At 29.7% G+C, this 17,792-nt stretch carries 15 protein-coding genes; 4 read left to right on the top strand and 11 right to left on the bottom strand.

The window, feature by feature from the left end:
- Nucleotides 1–149: 149 nt before the first annotated feature.
- The gene (locus KQI18_RS03780; protein WP_216466351.1) at nt 150–1,088 is read right to left on the bottom strand and encodes an SGNH/GDSL hydrolase family protein; all 939 of its coding nucleotides are present in this window, start codon (nt 1,086–1,088) and stop codon (nt 150–152) included.
- 231 nt (nt 1,089–1,319) lie between these two features.
- On the opposite strand from KQI18_RS03780, the gene KQI18_RS03785 reads away from it, so the two are divergent.
- Entirely contained in the window at nt 1,320–1,877 is a 558-nt protein-coding gene (locus KQI18_RS03785) for a sigma-70 family RNA polymerase sigma factor (RefSeq protein WP_216466352.1), read from the top strand.
- 1 nt (nt 1,878) lies between these two features.
- On the top strand, nt 1,879–2,937 hold the full coding sequence (locus tag KQI18_RS03790) for a DUF4179 domain-containing protein (protein ID WP_216466353.1): 1,059 nt from the start codon (nt 1,879–1,881) through the stop codon (nt 2,935–2,937).
- A 75-nt stretch (nt 2,938–3,012) separates the two neighbouring features.
- Here KQI18_RS03790 and KQI18_RS03795 read toward each other — a convergent pair whose 3' ends face one another.
- From KQI18_RS03795 to KQI18_RS03805, 3 genes are all read right to left on the bottom strand, one after another.
- Nucleotides 3,013–4,821: an ABC transporter ATP-binding protein gene (locus tag KQI18_RS03795; protein WP_216466354.1), complete on the bottom strand. Its 1,809-nt coding sequence runs from the start codon at nt 4,819–4,821 to the stop codon at nt 3,013–3,015.
- Nucleotides 4,821–6,548 carry an ABC transporter ATP-binding protein gene (locus tag KQI18_RS03800; RefSeq protein WP_216466355.1) on the bottom strand — a complete coding sequence of 576 codons (1,728 nt, stop codon included), beginning with the start codon at nt 6,546–6,548 and terminating at the stop codon, nt 4,821–4,823. The genes KQI18_RS03795 and KQI18_RS03800 overlap by 1 nt, the downstream gene beginning before the upstream one ends.
- A 227-nt stretch (nt 6,549–6,775) precedes the next feature.
- Nucleotides 6,776–8,074 carry a cytochrome c biogenesis protein/redoxin gene (locus KQI18_RS03805; RefSeq protein ID WP_216466356.1) on the bottom strand — a complete coding sequence of 433 codons (1,299 nt, stop codon included), beginning with the start codon at nt 8,072–8,074 and terminating at the stop codon, nt 6,776–6,778.
- A 228-nt stretch (nt 8,075–8,302) separates the two neighbouring features.
- Here KQI18_RS03805 and KQI18_RS03810 point away from each other — a divergent pair, with 228 nt between their 5' ends.
- The gene (locus KQI18_RS03810; protein ID WP_216466357.1) at nt 8,303–9,718 is read left to right on the top strand and encodes a potassium/proton antiporter; all 1,416 of its coding nucleotides are present in this window, start codon (nt 8,303–8,305) and stop codon (nt 9,716–9,718) included.
- Nucleotides 9,719–9,822: 104 nt separating this feature from the next.
- Here the strand turns inward: KQI18_RS03810 and KQI18_RS03815 are convergent, their stop codons facing one another.
- Nucleotides 9,823–11,001 carry a cation diffusion facilitator family transporter gene (locus KQI18_RS03815; RefSeq protein ID WP_216466358.1) on the bottom strand — a complete coding sequence of 393 codons (1,179 nt, stop codon included), beginning with the start codon at nt 10,999–11,001 and terminating at the stop codon, nt 9,823–9,825.
- 220 nt (nt 11,002–11,221) lie between these two features.
- On the opposite strand from KQI18_RS03815, the gene KQI18_RS03820 reads away from it, so the two are divergent.
- A complete protein-coding gene (locus KQI18_RS03820; RefSeq protein ID WP_216466359.1) occupies nt 11,222–11,734 on the top strand; it encodes a ferritin in 513 nt (170 codons plus the stop codon).
- 77 nt (nt 11,735–11,811) lie between these two features.
- On the opposite strand, the gene KQI18_RS03825 is transcribed toward KQI18_RS03820, so the two are convergent.
- The 6 genes from KQI18_RS03825 to KQI18_RS03850 all read right to left on the bottom strand — a co-directional run bounded on the left by KQI18_RS03825 (nt 11,812) and on the right by KQI18_RS03850 (nt 17,792).
- Complete coding sequence (locus KQI18_RS03825) at nt 11,812–12,696, bottom strand: putative RNA methyltransferase (RefSeq protein ID WP_216466360.1); 885 nt, start codon at nt 12,694–12,696, stop codon at nt 11,812–11,814.
- A gap of 311 nt (nt 12,697–13,007) precedes the next feature.
- On the bottom strand, nt 13,008–13,979 hold the full coding sequence (locus tag KQI18_RS03830; protein ID WP_216466361.1) for an acyl-CoA dehydratase activase: 972 nt from the start codon (nt 13,977–13,979) through the stop codon (nt 13,008–13,010).
- On the bottom strand, nt 13,979–15,058 hold the full coding sequence (locus tag KQI18_RS03835; protein WP_216466362.1) for a 2-hydroxyacyl-CoA dehydratase: 1,080 nt from the start codon (nt 15,056–15,058) through the stop codon (nt 13,979–13,981). The genes KQI18_RS03830 and KQI18_RS03835 overlap by 1 nt, the downstream gene beginning before the upstream one ends.
- Nucleotides 15,059–15,060: 2 nt before the next feature.
- A complete protein-coding gene (locus KQI18_RS03840; protein WP_216466363.1) occupies nt 15,061–16,017 on the bottom strand; it encodes an acyl-CoA dehydratase activase-related protein in 957 nt (318 codons plus the stop codon).
- A gap of 230 nt (nt 16,018–16,247) precedes the next feature.
- Nucleotides 16,248–16,955, bottom strand: coding sequence for a flavodoxin family protein (locus KQI18_RS03845; RefSeq protein ID WP_216466364.1), 708 nt, complete (start codon nt 16,953–16,955; stop codon nt 16,248–16,250).
- 201 nt (nt 16,956–17,156) lie between these two features.
- On the bottom strand, nt 17,157–17,792 hold the full coding sequence (locus KQI18_RS03850; protein ID WP_216466365.1) for a DUF3793 family protein: 636 nt from the start codon (nt 17,790–17,792) through the stop codon (nt 17,157–17,159).

Genomic DNA, 17,792 nt, shown 5'->3' on the forward strand with positions numbered 1-17,792 from the left:
TTTTAATTTATTCTCTACATTCATATGTTGATTTATCATTCTTTCTTTTAATTGTTCTAATGCATCTTTTAATTATACTGGTTATTTAATACCTATCTGACTGCAATTTACTAGTATACCTAAACACTCGTGTGCTATTACCTATCAAACTATCTAAACAATAAGCCTATTTTTGTGAATATATCTTTCCAGCACTTTACAAAACTATCTAAAGTATTTTCTTGTTTTGATGTTATTGCTGTTATTTCCTGGGGAATATTATCATCTAATGTATCTAAAATAGTTTTATATATCTCATTCTGTCCTTTCTCATTTGGATGGATATCGAAGTACGCCATATTAGTCATAACTTCTCTGCTATTTGATTTAAATACATTGTAAACATCTGCTACTAAATACTTGTCTTCATAAGACTTTTGTTTAATAGATCTGTTAATCTGACTGATATAGACATCTGCAACACTTGACATTGGTTTTAAAACTGCAGTTTCTGTAAAAGGGTTGTACAGAGTTTGTACCACTAATATAACATCTGGATTTTGACTTTTTATATGATTAATGATGATTGGAAAATCTCTATCAAATTCCCTGAGCCCATCCTTTAATTTTCCAGTTATTTTTGGGGATTTCAGCCCGTCAGATGTAAGTAAATCTAAAAGGGGTTCCGGATTATCTCTGATAGCTTTTTCTACTTCATAAGAAGATGCATTATAAGCTAATCCTAATGACTCTTTAATTGAATAAACCAAAGGTTGTAGTAAGTTATTTCCTCCAATTGATAGTGTTATGACTTCTGCACTTCTAATATAGCTATTGATATCATTATCATTGGATCTGAATATTCCAACTAAATCGCTAGTATCTATTCCGTTGACAGCTAAGTTGATTGATTTTTTGTTTATACTTCTCGCTAGTTTATTTGAAAATTTTTGCTTTTCTTTATCTTTAAGTCCTAAACCCGTCGAAATCGAATCTCCCAAAACCACATACTCGAATTTACTTTGTTCAGCGTATACACTCACACTAATTGCGATAGTTAAAAAAGACAGCATAAATGCGGTCATAATTCGTTTCAATAAGCTAATCAAATTAACTCCTCTCTTCTTAATAAAATCTTATAGTAAATCTATTAATGTGTTAATTATTTGAAACATCGTTATAAAACTATATGTAAATATTTAAATATATATTAGTATTATAGATAAATATAAAAATTAAATTACTTTTATAATTTTTCATTAAAATATGATAGATTAAGATGATTAGATTCGTATTAATAGACAAATACATAAATAAGCTTATTTGAAATGGAGGTAAAAATGAAGATAGATGAAAACAATTTTATTTCAGAACTTAGAAATAAAAATGAAAAGGCCTTATATTTTGTTATCGATAACTACGGTTGGATAATAAAATCAACTGTAAAAAAATCTCTTTATAATCTTATAGGTCATCAAGAGGAATGTATAAACGATGTCTTACTCGCTGTTTGGGATAATATAGATTCATTTGATGAAGAAAAAAATTCTTTTAAAAATTGGTTAGCAGCTATATCAAAATATAAAGCTATAGACTATCAGAGGAAGTATCTAAAAAACTTAAAAGATGAAAACATTGAAAATACAGAGATTGCTTCAACAGATAATCTACTTGAAAAAGTATTAGAAAAAGAAGTTCAGAAAAGTCTTGAAAAATTACTTACACCTCTTAAACCTGAGGATAAACAAATTTTCCTAATGGTGTACCTTGAAGAAAAGGATTTAGACGAAGTAAGCAAAGAATTAGGACTTACCAAAAGCGTCATATACAATAGATTATCAAGAGGTAGAAAAAAGTTGAAAACTACAATTAATAATCTTGAAACTAGGAGGATATAAAATGAATAACGATATAAATAAAGATATACTTTGTCTGCTTAATGAAACTCAAATTGATTTAGATAAATTAGATAAAAATGATTTTACTGATATAGAATCAAAGAAAATAAAAAAGAATTTTAGAAAATCTATAAAGAAAAGGGATAAGCATTACAACCTTAAGAAATTTGTAATTGCTGCCTCAGTAGTTGTCTTATCAATGTCCTTTTTGAGTAGCAGTATAGGTGGGCAAATATGGGCTAATATAGCTATCGTAACTAAAGACATGGCATCTATTCTGGGTATAAACAACGATATTGATAAATACAGCACTATTGTAAATAAAGAAATTACTAAACATGGAATTACTGTAAAATTAAATGAAGTTATTTTAGATGACGATGAATTAATAGTATCTTCTAGTTTTGTATCGGATAAAAAAGTTAAAGATTACCTTATCTCTAATGAATCTATATACGTAAATGGAAAATCTATTTCCAGTGGTGCACGAGGTGGCGGTATTGATATTGATGAGTACACTAGACAGTATGTAATGAAAAACGACTTATCAACACCTATTTCAAAATCAGATGACATTGATTTTAAGATCGTGTTTGATAATATTGAAAGAGATGGAAAAAGCATTCCAGGTAATTGGACGTTTGAATTTAAAGCAAACGGTAGTGAACTAGCAAAGACTACACAAAAAATGAATTTAAAACAAGAAATAAATATAAATAAAAACGAAAAATTGACATTAGAAAAATACAAAAGAAATGATCTGGGTGATAAAATATACTTCTCTTACAATCACTCAAGAGGTACTTTATATGATATTAAACTAACAGGAAAAGACGATCTAGGAAATAAAGTTGAATTTTACTTAGCTAGTAGCGATAAAGATGGAGGTTTCTTTGAAAATGAAAATATAGAATCAGTTATAGATGAAACAGCAACAAAACTAACTCTAACTCCGTACGCTGTAAAGATGCCAGAAAAAAGTGGAAAAATGCCTAATGACTTTAAAAAAGTTGGAGAGCCATTTACTATAGACTTAACAAAATTATCGACAAGTAAATAATATATAAAGAAAAATAAAAAAGGTCAAGGAGCTTTTTATAAATTAAATTTCATGCACCTTGACCTTATTTTATTGCTATTTTTTATCTAACTTGGCTTTGTTATCTTTATTGGCAAACTGACTATTGTATAGATTCTCATAGAATCCACCTTTAGCCATTAACTCATCATGAGTTCCCTGTTCAATTATGGTTCCTTGATTCATAACTAAAATCAAATCAGCATTTCTTATAGTAGATAGTCTATGGGCTATTACGAAACTTGTTCTGTCCTTCATAATGTTTTTCATAGCTTCTTGAAGCATAAGTTCTAGTCTTGTATCTACTGAACTTGTAGCCTCATCTAATATAAGTATTGATGGATTTGATAAAAACGCTCTTGCTATAGTTAAAAGCTGCTTCTCACCTATTGAGATATTTGAAGCCTCTTCATTAATTTTCATATTGTAGCCGTCTGGAAGAGTTTTTATAAAGTGATGTACGTTTGCTCTTTTTGCGGCTTCAACTATTTCTTCTTTAGTCGCACCAAATCTACCATATTCAATGTTTTCATAAATTGATCCACTAAATAACCAAGTATCCTGAAGAACCATTCCAAATAGCGATCTCAGGTCTTCTCTGGCCATATCTCTTATGTCTATACCATCGATCTTAATTGCTCCACCTTTTACATCGTAGAATCTCATTAGTAAATTTATAAGCGTTGTTTTTCCAGCTCCAGTAGGTCCAACGATTGCTACCATTTGACCGCTTTTTACTTCGGCATTTAGATCATCTATAAGTATATTGTCGTCTTCATAACCAAATTTAACATGTTCAAAACTTACATTTCCTTCTAATTTAGATATATCTACTTTAGTCTCTGCATCTTCGACCATTTCTTCTTCATCAAGTATTTCAATAACTCTCTGGATAGCTGAATATGCAGATTGAATTACTGTTGATAACTGAGTTACCTGAGACAGAGGTTGATTTATTTGCCAAATATAACGTATAAAAGCTTGTAAGTTACCTACAGTAATACTTCCTGCAATAACATTCAATGCTCCTACAAACGAAACCGCGACTATCCCAAAGTAAGTAAGTAAAGAAATTAGTGGATTCATCAAACTAGATATAAACTGAGCTTTAAATCCATAATTACGTAGATTATTATTCGCTTCTTTAAACTCAGCTATTGCATCTTGCTCTTTTCCGTATAATTTTATTTCATTAAAACCAGTGTACATCTCTTGTACTTTTCCATTTAAGACGCCAAGTGCGTCTTGTTGAGCATTGAACTGGCTTTGTGATTTTTTAACTATAAATCTTGATATAACATAACTTAGAGGAATTATTAGCATTGTAAAAAGCGCCATCTTAACGTTAATAGTAAACATCATACCTATTGCCAATGAAAAGACTAGTATTCCATTAATTATCTGTATAAAACTCTGTTGAAAAGCATTAGATATTGTATCAATATCATTTGATACGCGGCTTAGTACGTCTCCAAGACTGTTTTTATCAAAATAACTTATTGGAAGCCTTCTTATTTTATTTTCAACTGCTGTTCTTAGGTCTCTTATACTATTCTGTATAGCATTAGCAAGTAGACAACCTGCACTGTAAGTTAGTATCGCTTTCGCTAGATAAATTACAGCTAATATTCCCATAATTTTTAGTATATAATCAAAATTAACTGAAGCCCCTTCTACCCCCTTGTAGATATCTACTACATCTTTTGCTAATTGAGTAGTTATCATACCTTCGATTCTAGGGTCTATTGAGTTTAAAATCGCCGAAGTAATTACGAAAAGTATCGCAACTAAAAATGAAATTCTATAGGGTTTTATGAAAGGAGACATTTTTTTATAAGTTGATCCAAAATTTTTAGATTTTTTCATTAACCCAATTCCTCCTTTTTAAGTTGTGATGTAGCTATTTCGTAGTATACTTTTGAATTTTTAAGAAGTTCTTTATGTGTTCCAATAGATACTACTTCTCCTTCATCTAAAACTATTATTTTATCTGCATCCATTATAGAACTTATTCTCTGAGCTACTATAAGTACTGCAGAATCTTTTGTTTCTTCTTTTAATCTGGCTCTAAGTTCAGAATCCGTTTTAAAGTCTAGAGCCGAAAAACTATCGTCAAATACATATATTTCTGCGTCTCTAACTAATGCTCTAGCAATGGAAAGTCTCTGTTTTTGACCTCCAGATACGTTTGCTCCACCTTCACTAAGTTCTTCATCAAACTTTTTAGGTTTACGTTTTATAAAATCATAAGCTTGAGCTACTTTAGCTGAGTACTTGATTTCATCTTCGTTTGCATTTTTCTTACCAAATCTAATATTATTCTTTATGCTTCCTGAGAAAAGTAAAGCTTTTTGAGGTATAAATCCTATTTTTGATCTTAGTGCTTTTAAATCATAATCTCTTACATCTACACCATCTACTTTTATACTTCCAGCTGTAACATCATAAAATCTTGGTATCAAGTTTATCAGTGAACTCTTTCCACTACCTGTGCTCCCGATAAATGCCACAGTCTCTCCAGCCTTTGCTGTAAATGATACATTCTTAAGTACATCTGCTTCCCCATCTGGATATGCGAATGTAACATTTTTAAATTCTATTTGTCCTCTAATTTCTGTCTCTTTCACTCCATTTTCAGGATTTTTTATAATCGGATCTTCATTGAGTAGGTCTTGTATTCTGCTAGCTGACACTGCAGCCCTTGGATACATTATAAATACCATAGAGAACAACATAATTGAGAACATTGCATGGAATAAATACTCTAAAAACGCTACTAACTGACCAACTTGTAACGTGCCATTGTTTATTTTACCACTGGATACCCAAAATACTGCAAGTGTGGCTATGTTTAGTATCAAGAAAAATATCGGTTGCGTGATAGCCATTAATCTAAACAACTTTTTAGAAACCTTAGCATAAAACTCATTGGTCTCCCCGAACCTTTCAGTCTCGTATTTGTCTTTTCTAAAAGCTCTAATTACTCTTATTCCTGTTAAGTTTTCTCTTAATATTCTATTTAATTTATCTAGACTTTTTTGTTGTGTATCAGATATCTTGTGAGAAATTTTAGCTATTATGAAAACTCCAAAGAATATAAAAGGTATTGTTGCCATTATTATTAATGATAGCTGAGCACTAGTTATAAATGTCATGATGACACTTATCAAAAATACTATTGGTGTAAGAAATGCCATTCTGAGTAGAATATTGACAAAGTTTTGAAGTTGATATACATCGTTTGTAGTTCTTACTATCATCGATGAAACTCCAAATTTGTTGTACTCAGTATGGGAAAACTCTTGTGATTTCTCAAAAATTCTATTTCTTATGTCTCTAGCAACGCCTGTAGATACTTTCGATGAACAGTAACCTAAAAGCATGCTTCCAAATCCACCGATTATAGATATAAATATCATTACTAATATCATCTTCTTTATATAAGGAATATCTCCATTAGTTATACCATCGTCTATGATTTTAGCAAGCACTGTAGGAATTCCAAGTTCAACAAGTGCGAAACTAAATACACCAACGAAGTTTAATGCTATCAAAAGTTTATAGTTCTTGAGATATTTTAATATTAACTTCATCTGACATCTCCTCTCTCTAATTTAATTATTTCACTTAAACTTCTTATATATGTACTTAAGTTATGCGTATTTCTTTAAATAATCCTCTTAAAAACTATGTTTAATTAGCTCTGAAATAGTTACAAAAAAAGAGATAGGGTCTACCCGCCCCCTAATCTCTTTAATAACTTCAAGTCATAATTTGTCTAATCTTATAAATTCTACCATATAGAAAAAACAAAGTCAATTTATAACTTCTTGCCTTCCAAAGTTTGTTTTATAATCTGTTTCATTATATCTTTACTAAGAGCCCCGACTGTATATCCATATATTTTACCGTCTTTATCAATCATAAAAGTTGTAGGATACGAATTAATATTATAGTCAGTAAATATCTCTCCTGTTTTATCTATGACTGTAGGGAAAGTGTAATTGTTTTCGTCTAAATAGTCTTTTATATCTTGCTCAGTTTGATCGTGAGTACCTGTTACCCCCAAAATTACTACCTCATCTTTATTTAAATTATATTCCTTATATAACTCTTCAATATGAGGCATCTCTTCTTTGCAAGGTGGACACCACGTTGCCCAGAAATTTAAAAATACTACTTTACCTTTGTATTCTGATAGTTTATGCTCTTTTCCATTTTGATCTAATAATGTAAAATCAAACGCTGGCAATTCTCCAGGTTTGGCTTGTTCACTGTTTGAATCTGAAACATCATCATCTTTTGAACTACCTTTATCTTCATCATTGTCTTTACTTTCTTTAGCATTATTTTTATCTGATTTTTGAGATATACTTTGATTGCTGTCATTTGTATTTAAGTATCCTGTCAATGAATTAATCCAGCCAGTATATGTCATAATTCCCATTGCAATTAGTATTACTCCACCAACCTTTATAGTGTACTTCACTATGTGTTTTTTTCTATCTATAAACTGAAGTGCTTGAGTAGTAAATACACCTAGCAGTAAAAACGGGATTATAAAACCAATTGTATAAACTAATACAAGCACATTTCCAGCAATCGCACTTTTAGCACTTGATGCAAGTATAAGTACAGAAGACAGTGCTGGACCTACACAAGGCGTCCACGCAAAGCTAAACGTAAATCCCATTACAAATGCTACTATTGGATTCATCTTATTTAAATTTTGGTTTATATTTATCTTTAAATTTCTGTTTAAAAAATTAAAATTTAGAAACCCAATTTGAATTAATCCTAAAACTATAATAATAATCCCACCGATTTTACTAAATACAAGTTTATTGTCACTAAAAAACCTTCCTAGTGCAGAAAATGATAATCCTAAGATAAAAAATGAAGCAGATATTCCAAGCACAAAGAATAATGTGTGGAATAATACCTTGCTTCTTTCGTATGTAATATTTCCATTAAGATCTACTTTTTTTGCATTACCTGCTAAATAGCTCATATATATAGGTATAAGAGGAATCACACAAGGTGAAAAAAATGATATTATACCTTCTATAAATACAAGAAAGAAATTTATATGCCCAATTGAAAGAATATTTTCAAACATCTACTACCTCCTAAAAATAAGTTATATCAATAATATCTTTTAAATATATACCCATAAATTTATTTGTTAATTGCATAATTGTAAATTTTCACTATTGATATACTCTTAACATACACTTATAATTATATTATAGGTTTTATTAAATATAAGCAATAAGTCTAATAAATTTAACTTTTTATGCACAAAATAAACCTGAAATTTAATAAGGTTGGGAGGTATGATAGAAATATGATCAATGTGATGATTATTTGTTCTATTATTTTACTATTATGTATAGCCTCGAGCAAACTGCTCTACAGATTTGGTATACCGACACTTGCGATATTTATAATTCTCGGAATGCTATTTGGCTCTGATGGTATTGTCGGTATATATTTTAGTGATTATGAATTATCAAGGCAGATTTGCTCTTTCGGCTTAATATTTATAATGTTTTACGGTGGTTTTGGTACCAATTGGAAAGCAGGAAAACCTGTATTTATTCCATCTGTACTCATGTCGACACTCGGAGTTATAATTACCGCGTCACTTACCGGTTTATTCTGTTTCTTCGTTTTAAAAACTTCACTTCTTGAGGGATTATTGATCGGTTCAGTCGTTGCATCTACAGATGCAGCATCAGTATTCGCGATTTTGCGTTCTAGAAAATTAAATCTAAAAGATGGTTTAGGATCTCTACTTGAGATCGAAAGTGGTAGTAATGACCCAATTTCATATATGTTAACTGTTATTATAGTTTCTCTTTTTATGGGAAATGGAGAATCTACAGTTTTAACAATGTTGTTTTCTCAGATAGTATTTGGCCTATTGATCGGTTTTGTACTCGCTAAAATTACAGTTGTTGTACTTCAAAAAATAAATCTCGAAATCGACGGACTTTATCCTATCCTTGTAACTGCAATAGTTATACTTGGTTATGCATTAAGTGAAACAGTCGGCGGTAATGGGTATATCTGTGTTTATTTAATAGGTATAATCGTTGGAAACAGTAGTATAATGCACAAACGAAGTCTTTTTCATTTCTTTGATGGAATTTCATGGATTATGCAGATAATGCTGTTCTTTACATTAGGATTATTATCTTTCCCATCTGAAATACCTAAAATCATTGTTCCTGCTGTTGTTGTGTCTTTATTTATGATCTTTGTAGCAAGACCTATTGCGACGTTCTCAATACTTAGCTGGTTTAAGTTCCCGATTAAACATCAGTTATTTGTATCCTGGGTTGGCCTTAGAGGTGCAGCTTCAGTTGTTTTTGCAATATATGCTGTATCTTTTAATCTAAATATAAGTCAGGATATATTCCATATAGTATTTTTCGTAGCACTTTTCTCAGTATTAGTCCAGGGTACACTGATACCTACTTTTGCTAGAAAACTGGACTTAGTAGATGACAATGAATCTATTTTCAAGACATTTACTGACTACGAAGAAGAATCTTTAACCCACCTAATGGAAGTTGAAATTACAAAGAGTAGCCCTTGGGTCAACAAGACTTTGTCTGAGGCTAATATTCCTCAGAGTATTCTCGTTGTAATGATCAAACGTAACAATAAAGCTATCGTTCCTAAAGGTTCTACCAAGATAAAACTCGGAGATGTTTTGGTTTTAAATGGTATAGATTTTGATAAAATACCGGTATAAATTGTAAAACTTAAACGTAATAAGAGGGATGCAGTGATAATTATCCATTCATAACTTAACTGGTTAATAATTACTACATCCCTCATTTTAATTGTAAATTAAATCTAATAGAACTTTCTATCTATACCTATAATACATCCATAACATGGATGGGCTTCTTTTACTAATTTAGTGATATTTTTTTTGATCTCGTCCTTAGTAACATTTCTATCTAATTCATTTGGATCAACTACTACATCGAATATTAGATTTTTTCTTTCACCTTTTCCAACAATTCTAAAATCGTGAATAGATAATATATAAGGATTTTGTTTCAACATATCTTCAAGCTCTTGTCTTGTTTCGTAAATTTCTTCATCTTGAACATTAACAGGATCCATGTGTATTACTAAGTATATTTTTAGTTTTTCTGAAAGCTCTCTCTCAGCTGTATCTATTATTTCGTGTATATCAAGTATATCTTTGTCAGATGGAATTTCAGCATGTATAGATGCAATACTTTTTCCAACACCGTAATTGTGGATTATTAAATCGTGTACACCTATTACCATATCATATGACATCAATCCATCGATTATTGAATTTACGAGTTCTTCATCTGGAGCTTCTCCTAGTAACGGATTTATGGTATCTTTTACTAAAGAAAATCCAGCATACAAAATTAATAAAGCTACAACTATACCTACATAACCATCAATAGATATACTTGTAAATTTAGCTGCTAAAAATGATAAAACAACACAGCTTGATGTAACAACATCCCCCATAGCATCTAAAGCAGCTGCTTTAAGTGCAGAAGAATCTATTTTCTTACCTATAAAATTATTAAATCTACTGAGCCATATTTTTATAAGTATCGATACAAAAAGTATTATAAATGGTATTATTTCAAATTTAATTGGAACTGGATTTAGAATTCTCTCGAATGATGATTTAATAAATTGAACACCAACTAACATAACCATAAATGCAACTACAAGCGCTGAAATATATTCAAGTCTTCCGTGTCCGAATGGATGCTCTTCATCTGGGGGTACACTTGAAAGTTTAAAACCTATTATAGTTACTATTGATGAAGCCATGTCCGACAGGTTATTAAATGCATCAGCCATTACAGCTATACTTGATGTAAGAATCCCTATAGCTAATTTAAATCCAAATAGTAAAAAATTCATCAAAATTCCAACTACCCCTGCAAGATAGCCGTATTTATTTCTAACATATTCATCTTGTGTATTATCTCTGTCTTTTATAAAGGATTTTACTAATAAATTTGAAATCAATTTTATTCCTCCTAATACTCGTATTGCTTTAAAGATTTTGGGTTATACTAACCTCATCTTATATATTATACCCAAATTGTTTAGTATTCTACCTAAATTTGGTTGAAAATGTATTATATCATAAAAATAGCAATATTTTCTATTTATATTTGCTTATTAGCTGAAAAAATTATAAACTATAGCTAAGGTACAAAAATAAATTCTTATAAGAGGTGATCAAATGGTAAGTAAAAAATTATTTGATGAGCTAAATGACCAAGTGAATTTTGAAATATATTCATCATACGTTTATTTAGCTATGGCATCTTATGCCGAATCAATAGACCTAAGTGGTTTTGCTAACTTCTTCAGAGTTCAAGTTCAAGAGGAACTTGCTCACGCAATGAAGTTATACGACTACATATTCCAAAAAGATGGTGTAGTTACTTTAGACGAGATTCCTAAGCCAAAAGCTGAGTACAAAGATATTTTAGAGGTTATTGAAGAAGCTTACGCTCACGAAAAATTAGTAACTAGAAAAATATACGATCTTATAGATTCTGCAACTGAAGAAAGAGAACATGCTACTATAAGTATACTTAAATGGTACGTTGACGAGCAAGTTGAAGAAGAGGACAGCTTTAATAATTTAGTTAAAAAAGTTAAAAGAGCTAAAGACAACCAAGTCGCTCTTTATATGCTTGATGATGAACTAGCTCAAAGAGTTTACGTTCCTCCAACTACAACTAACTAAAAATAATGAAATAAATTGAAGTAACCCAAAACCATGTTTTGGGTTACTTTTTTTCAGTACTACTTATGTGCATTGACCTAACGAATACTTCCAACAAGTAGCTTTAGATCTATAGTTATTTTATCTATATCTAATTTCATAATATTTTTCAACTTTATATCTGGAATTTTAGCTGTCAAAGGTGTCATTTTTAAAAGATCCATAAATACGCTATGATCTATTTTTACTGAATACCTTATTCTATCCTCGTAAATTAAATTTAAATTTTCTTTAAATTTATCTACTATCTTTTTGTTTGAATAAAAATCTTTCTCTATATATCCCGATAGATTTTCTCTTATTTCTTTTAGATATCCTTCTTCTGGAACTACTTTTATCACTACTCCTTGAGGATTTAGTATTCGCTTAAATTCTCTGTAGTTTGCCGGTGATAACATGTTTAAAATTATACTTATTTTTTTATCATGTACCGGTAAATTAGATAAATCTGAAACACACCAAAGTATGTTTTGTTCTTCTCTAGCTGCTATTTGTATAGCTTCTTTTGATATATCTACACCCATTAGTTTTGATCTATCTGAAATAGCTTCAGCTTTTGATAGATAATTCAATAAGTAACCTTCACCACTACCAGCGTCAAGTATAAGACTTTCCGATTTATTCTTCATATTATCTAATACAATGTGACTTATCTCTTCAAATAGACATCTATAAACTCCACATGTGTATACTCTCTTCCTGGATTCAAATAAAGCTTTATTGTAAATATCACTATTATTAGATTTAAGTAAGTTTATATATCCCTTTTTAGCTATATCAAAACAGTGATTTTTACTGCATATAAGGCTATTTCCTTCAATTTCACAAAAACTACTATGGCACTGAGGACATCTCATTTTTGATTTGTTAATTTCTAAATCATTTTTTATTCTATCTAATTTTTTTATTTTTGTTGTTTCCATTGCACAATCTCCTCGTATTGATAAACTGGTCAATTTACGGGATTGTGCCTATTATAATAGATTTTCTAAGATGATAGTCACAAACCCGTGCTATCCTCTTAATCTTATGTAATAAACCATTTTTAACCTCCTCACTTTAGTCATTGTTATTTATAATCTTATATATCTTTTATAGATATATTATTAGCTTCTTAAGAGTTGCTATTTTATTAATCAACTATTAAATTTAAAAAATTCATTAACATTAACTATTGTTGTACATAAATAAATTTACAATTTAATTCTATTATATATTATTTAATCTAACTTTTTTATACATTTTTTTTCATTTCTTTACGAATACTGTGCACCCCTGCCTCACAACGATTTCCCCAAGCATCAAGGAACTCGTCATTACGCATTACACAAACTATTTCACAATTATTAGAACAGTTCTCACATTCTTTACCGGTAGTAGTAAATTCAATATCTTTAATTCCGAAGTTAAAAACTTTTTCCTTTTTAGATTTTTTTGCTAAAATAGCAGAACCTAAGCATCCCATTAAATGACCATAATCATCGACATGGATTTTTTCACCTAAAGTATTTTCAAAAGCCCTTATAACACCTACATTTTTACTAACTCCACCTTGGAAAACTATCGGAGCTTTAATAGACTTTCCCTTACCAACATTATTAAGATAATTTACAACAACCGATCTACAAAGTCCAGCAATAATATCTTCTTTTTTATGACCGATTTGTGCTTTATGAACTAAATCAGATTCAGCAAAAACAGTACAACGACCAGCAATTTTAGTTGGATTTTCAGAATGCAATGCATACTCTCCAAATTCTTCAACTTCCATTCCAAGTCGCTTAGCCTGTGAAGACAAGAAGGATCCCGTTCCAGCTGCACATAATGTATTCATAGCATAATCAGTAACAATTCCATTATTCATAACTATGATTTTACTATCTTGTCCACCTATTTCGAGGATTGTTTTAACATCAGGATAAATAGAAAGTGTGCCAATAGCATGAGCAGTTATTTCATTTTTTACAACTTGAGCCTGCAAAATTGTTCCTATAAGTTCTCTAGCAGAACCAGTAGTCCCTACAGCTACTACCTGTACATCCTGTGGTATTTGTTTTTCTAAATCTTCTAAAACTCTCTTTACTGCATTAATAGGATTACCTTCTGTCCAAAGATAAGTTTTAGCCATAAAGTTATTATTTTCATCTATAATTACACCTTTAGTAGATATAGATCCAATATCAATACCTAAATAAGATTTTTTCATTATATTATCTCCTTTCTCATCATAAGCATATCATAAAAAGCTTCAATCCTTGTTTTTACGCCAGTTTCTGATGTCTGAGAATCAAAACTAAAGTATAATATCGGAATATTATAATCCCTACTTACTTTTTGTACTGGTGGCATAGAATTAACTTCAGGGGTACAGCCAAATGGCTTAACATGTATAATTCCATCAAAACCTTCTTTTGATAATTGTATTGATTTTGCTACACTATCTGTACCATCAGCTCCAATGGCATATTTTAAGTATGGATTTGCCTCTTTCATTATTTTTTTCTCGCTATGGTCTTTTGAAAATAATAGATAGGAAGCAGTAATGTATCTTCTAACCTCTATTCCTTTTTTAGCTAACTCTTTTTCTATAAAATAGTTACTAAAAGGTTCCATCAATACATATAATTCACCTACGATTCCAACTTTTAAAGGATTTTTGGGTTTATCTATAGGAATTTGTTTAAATTCATTTAAATACTTTTCATATACACTATTAACTTCCTTAGGAGTATTTGTTCTGCTTAAATCATTATGAAAGTTTTTTTCCAATTTTTCAAAACTGCCTTCATTAATTTCAAACCCTATATTTTCTCTAATATATTTTTCAATATTATCAATGGCATTAACATGAGAGTAAGCTAAACGAAATGACGAGTAGAACTGCTTAAAATTTAAATTAGAATTCACTACTTTAAATTTTTTATAAAAACTTATAGGATTAACATCGAGAGTATCTACAATTTTAAAAAAATCAAAATCATATCCTAAATCTCTTAAAATTTGTTCTTGTACTTCTCCATAATACCCAAAGCGGCACCCACCACCCGCTTGTACTAAAAAATTTGCACCGTTATCTAATGCCTCAATATAGTTTCCTAAGTTATATTTGAAAGGAACACAAACAAATTCTGGGCTATGTTTAGTGCCTAAATCTATTGTTTTTCTAGTTATAGGGGGCGCTATAATAACTTTTCCATCTAAAGTATCTTCAACTAGCTTACTAACAGGAATGTGATAATTTCCCATGTGCGGAAAGCTAATAATTCTTTCTTTAACATTACTCATATCTACATTTCTCCAGTCTTAATAAATTCTATACTATCTTGTTTTTTCATAGATATTATATCAACAAAACTTTCTAACCTAGTACGCAAACCAGCCTCTCCTTGTAATTCATCTAATACTACAGAAATAAGAGGTATATCCTTAATTTTTCTTTTACATAACTCTGTAACTAAAGAATCCGGGCCACATGGAAATGTTACTAGAAAAATAATCCCATCTATTTTATTTTTGTAGTGTTCAATAGCCCCTATTAAGTGTTTATTATAACTCCAATACAAGTCTGAAGATATTTTCTTTGATTCATTTATTGCGATATTCTCGTCTAGTAGATCAGCATATATAGGCTCAGTATTTAGTTGTTTTAAATACTTAACAACTGGTTGACCAATAAATTCATCATAAATATTATAAGGATGTGAAACAATTAAGATTTTTAGTTTATCTTTATTCTCTAATAAATCCTTTTGCTCCATTTCAGCTTTTTTATCCTTGATTAATTGAGCATTCTTTGCTTTCCTATAAGCATTACGAATTTTTATAGGATTTTTAGTAAAGTTTAAACCTAATTGATAAAAACCTGCATATTCCTTATTTCCATTTTCAACATCTAAGTTATAATCTAATAATTTTATATCATCAAATGTGTTTCTTACAATATCGTAAAGTGCATGAAACTTCGTGCAAGTAATTTCTTTGTCTCCATAACTAACAATACGAGGAATAAAAACATAGTCAACCTTGCCCCTTAATGAATTAACATGACCCATAAAAACTTTTGATGATAAACAACTCTCATCTATAGAATAAGAAATACCATCATCTAGTAATTTTTTTGTAGTTTTTGGACTTAATACAACATTACATCCAATCTCTCTAAAAAAAGTCTCCCAAAGAACACTGTGTTTAAAATATAAAAGTGCCCTTGGAATTCCTACTGTATACTTTTGACTTACATTCATATTTTTTAACTCCTTTTCCATAAATTATATAAAATGTCATTGATATTAGTTAAATTGTCTAATTTTCAAAAATCATTTAATATTATTACCATTAATTTGAATAAATATAATACTTACTATAAATTAATGTATAATATGGTAATAAGAGTAAAATTAATATTTATTTCTTCTCGAAAATGATTGCACAAACTGTATGCTAGAAGTGATAAAATTTAGAGTAAAAAGATTTGTTAATTCCAAGGCTTTTTACCGCCAATCCAACCATTATTTTTCCAATAGTCTGCATCAACCGTTCCCCATGTATTTCCTCTCTGCATTTTTAATACTAAATTGAATAAAACTCGTGTTAAAATTTTCGGATTTTTTCTTTTATTTGTACTCCATCTATCTATTTTCCTACTCAATTTTTCCAACTTTTTGTTTAGCTTTGGATCATTTAATATATCATCTTTAGAGTTTGACAAAACTCTATATCCAATGGTTTCGTATCTTGCTATCCCCCAGAACAAAAAATTCATTTTGAAAGTTTTATTAGTGTGACCTATCCCTCCACCAGCTGCTGATGATATCCCGACTGCAAATTTATTAAACATATTTTTCTCCGGTCTATGTAACATCCACATATATGCTGTATGATCAAGAAAGGCTTTCATACTACCACTTACATCAAACACATATACAGGAGAACTAAATATAAGTACATCTGCCGATAACATTGATTCTATAATTGGTGATAACTCAGTATAATGTGGACAACTTTCTTTACTTTGTAATATGCATTGCATGCAACCTGTGCAGAACTTATTAAAATCTTTTTTTAAAAAATACTCTTCTTTATTTATTTCTATTAAATTCGCTAATTTATTAATTAAAATATCTACACAGCGATGTGTATTGCCATTTTTGTTGCTAGAGTTAATTACAGTCACATTCAACATACTTCTCCCCCTTAAATGTTTATTAATATAATAATTATATTCAATCCGATTAAGAAATGATTTTAATTATATTATACAGAGATATTGTATAATTTTTTGTTATTTTATCTTGTTGGATTCAATATTGTATATATACATACAAATAAAAATAGCTGTATCAATAGTAAATTTCACTAATGATACAGCTTATATCTTATTAATTTATTGAGCTTTCTTAATAGGATAATAAAAGTATTCTCTAATAGATCTAGTAATATCAATGGCTGCATTGCCAATGATTATATTATCCATTGTATGTTCTTTTATCTTATCGTACTTATCAAACATTTCCTTTGCATATTCAAAGTCGTTGTATACTTTCCAATATCCACACATCAAACATTTTTTAACTGAGCAATCCATAAAATCCTTTACATCTTTTATAGGTATTCCCAGGAACAAACCGAGTTCATGTGGACAATGGTATTTTGCATATCTGACTTTTAATTTATTGATGTAATCTTCAACACTTCCATTTTTATAACCTAGATCAGTTAGAAATTTGTTATTCTCGTATAGAGACACGCACTCCTCTATAGACTTAGAATCATAAATCATAAGTACAACTACATCTTCGTTTTCACGTAACTCTGTAAATTTCAAATTAATTTCGGCAATAAAGTCTTTTCCATATCGTAACCATCTATTGTATAATATATCGTTTTTCTTCTTGATAGTTATAGTAGATGCAGGCTTTAATTTAGAAATAACCGGAGAAATTGAATACAGCAAAAACATTTCTATGTATTCTTTATCTGAGAGAGAGTTTAGCTTATCGTAAAAATTTAAATACTTCAT

The organism is Metaclostridioides mangenotii (assembly GCF_018917235.1).
Taxonomy (GTDB): domain Bacteria; phylum Bacillota; class Clostridia; order Peptostreptococcales; family Peptostreptococcaceae; genus Metaclostridioides.

Excerpts from the sequence above, each read along its gene's own strand:
- KQI18_RS03800 (WP_216466355.1), bottom strand. The coding sequence starts at position 6,548 with ATGAAGTTAATATTAAAATATCTCAAGAACTATAAACTTTTGATAGCA.
- KQI18_RS03795 (WP_216466354.1), bottom strand. The coding sequence starts at position 4,821 with ATGAAAAAATCTAAAAATTTTGGATCAACTTATAAAAAAATGTCTCCT.
- KQI18_RS03845 (WP_216466364.1), bottom strand. The coding sequence starts at position 16,955 with ATGTTGAATGTGACTGTAATTAACTCTAGCAACAAAAATGGCAATACA.
- KQI18_RS03805 (WP_216466356.1), bottom strand. The coding sequence starts at position 8,074 with ATGTTTGAAAATATTCTTTCAATTGGGCATATAAATTTCTTTCTTGTA.
- KQI18_RS03850 (WP_216466365.1), bottom strand. The coding sequence starts at position 17,792 with ATGAAGTATTTAAATTTTTACGATAAGCTAAACTCTCTCTCAGATAAA.
- KQI18_RS03840 (WP_216466363.1), bottom strand. The coding sequence starts at position 16,017 with ATGAATGTAAGTCAAAAGTATACAGTAGGAATTCCAAGGGCACTTTTA.
- KQI18_RS03790 (WP_216466353.1), top strand. The coding sequence starts at position 1,879 with ATGAATAACGATATAAATAAAGATATACTTTGTCTGCTTAATGAAACT.
- KQI18_RS03835 (WP_216466362.1), bottom strand. The coding sequence starts at position 15,058 with ATGAGTAATGTTAAAGAAAGAATTATTAGCTTTCCGCACATGGGAAAT.
- KQI18_RS03810 (WP_216466357.1), top strand. The coding sequence starts at position 8,303 with ATGATCAATGTGATGATTATTTGTTCTATTATTTTACTATTATGTATA.
- KQI18_RS03785 (WP_216466352.1), top strand. The coding sequence starts at position 1,320 with ATGAAGATAGATGAAAACAATTTTATTTCAGAACTTAGAAATAAAAAT.
- KQI18_RS03820 (WP_216466359.1), top strand. The coding sequence starts at position 11,222 with ATGGTAAGTAAAAAATTATTTGATGAGCTAAATGACCAAGTGAATTTT.
- KQI18_RS03830 (WP_216466361.1), bottom strand. The coding sequence starts at position 13,979 with ATGAAAAAATCTTATTTAGGTATTGATATTGGATCTATATCTACTAAA.
- KQI18_RS03825 (WP_216466360.1), bottom strand. The coding sequence starts at position 12,696 with ATGGAAACAACAAAAATAAAAAAATTAGATAGAATAAAAAATGATTTA.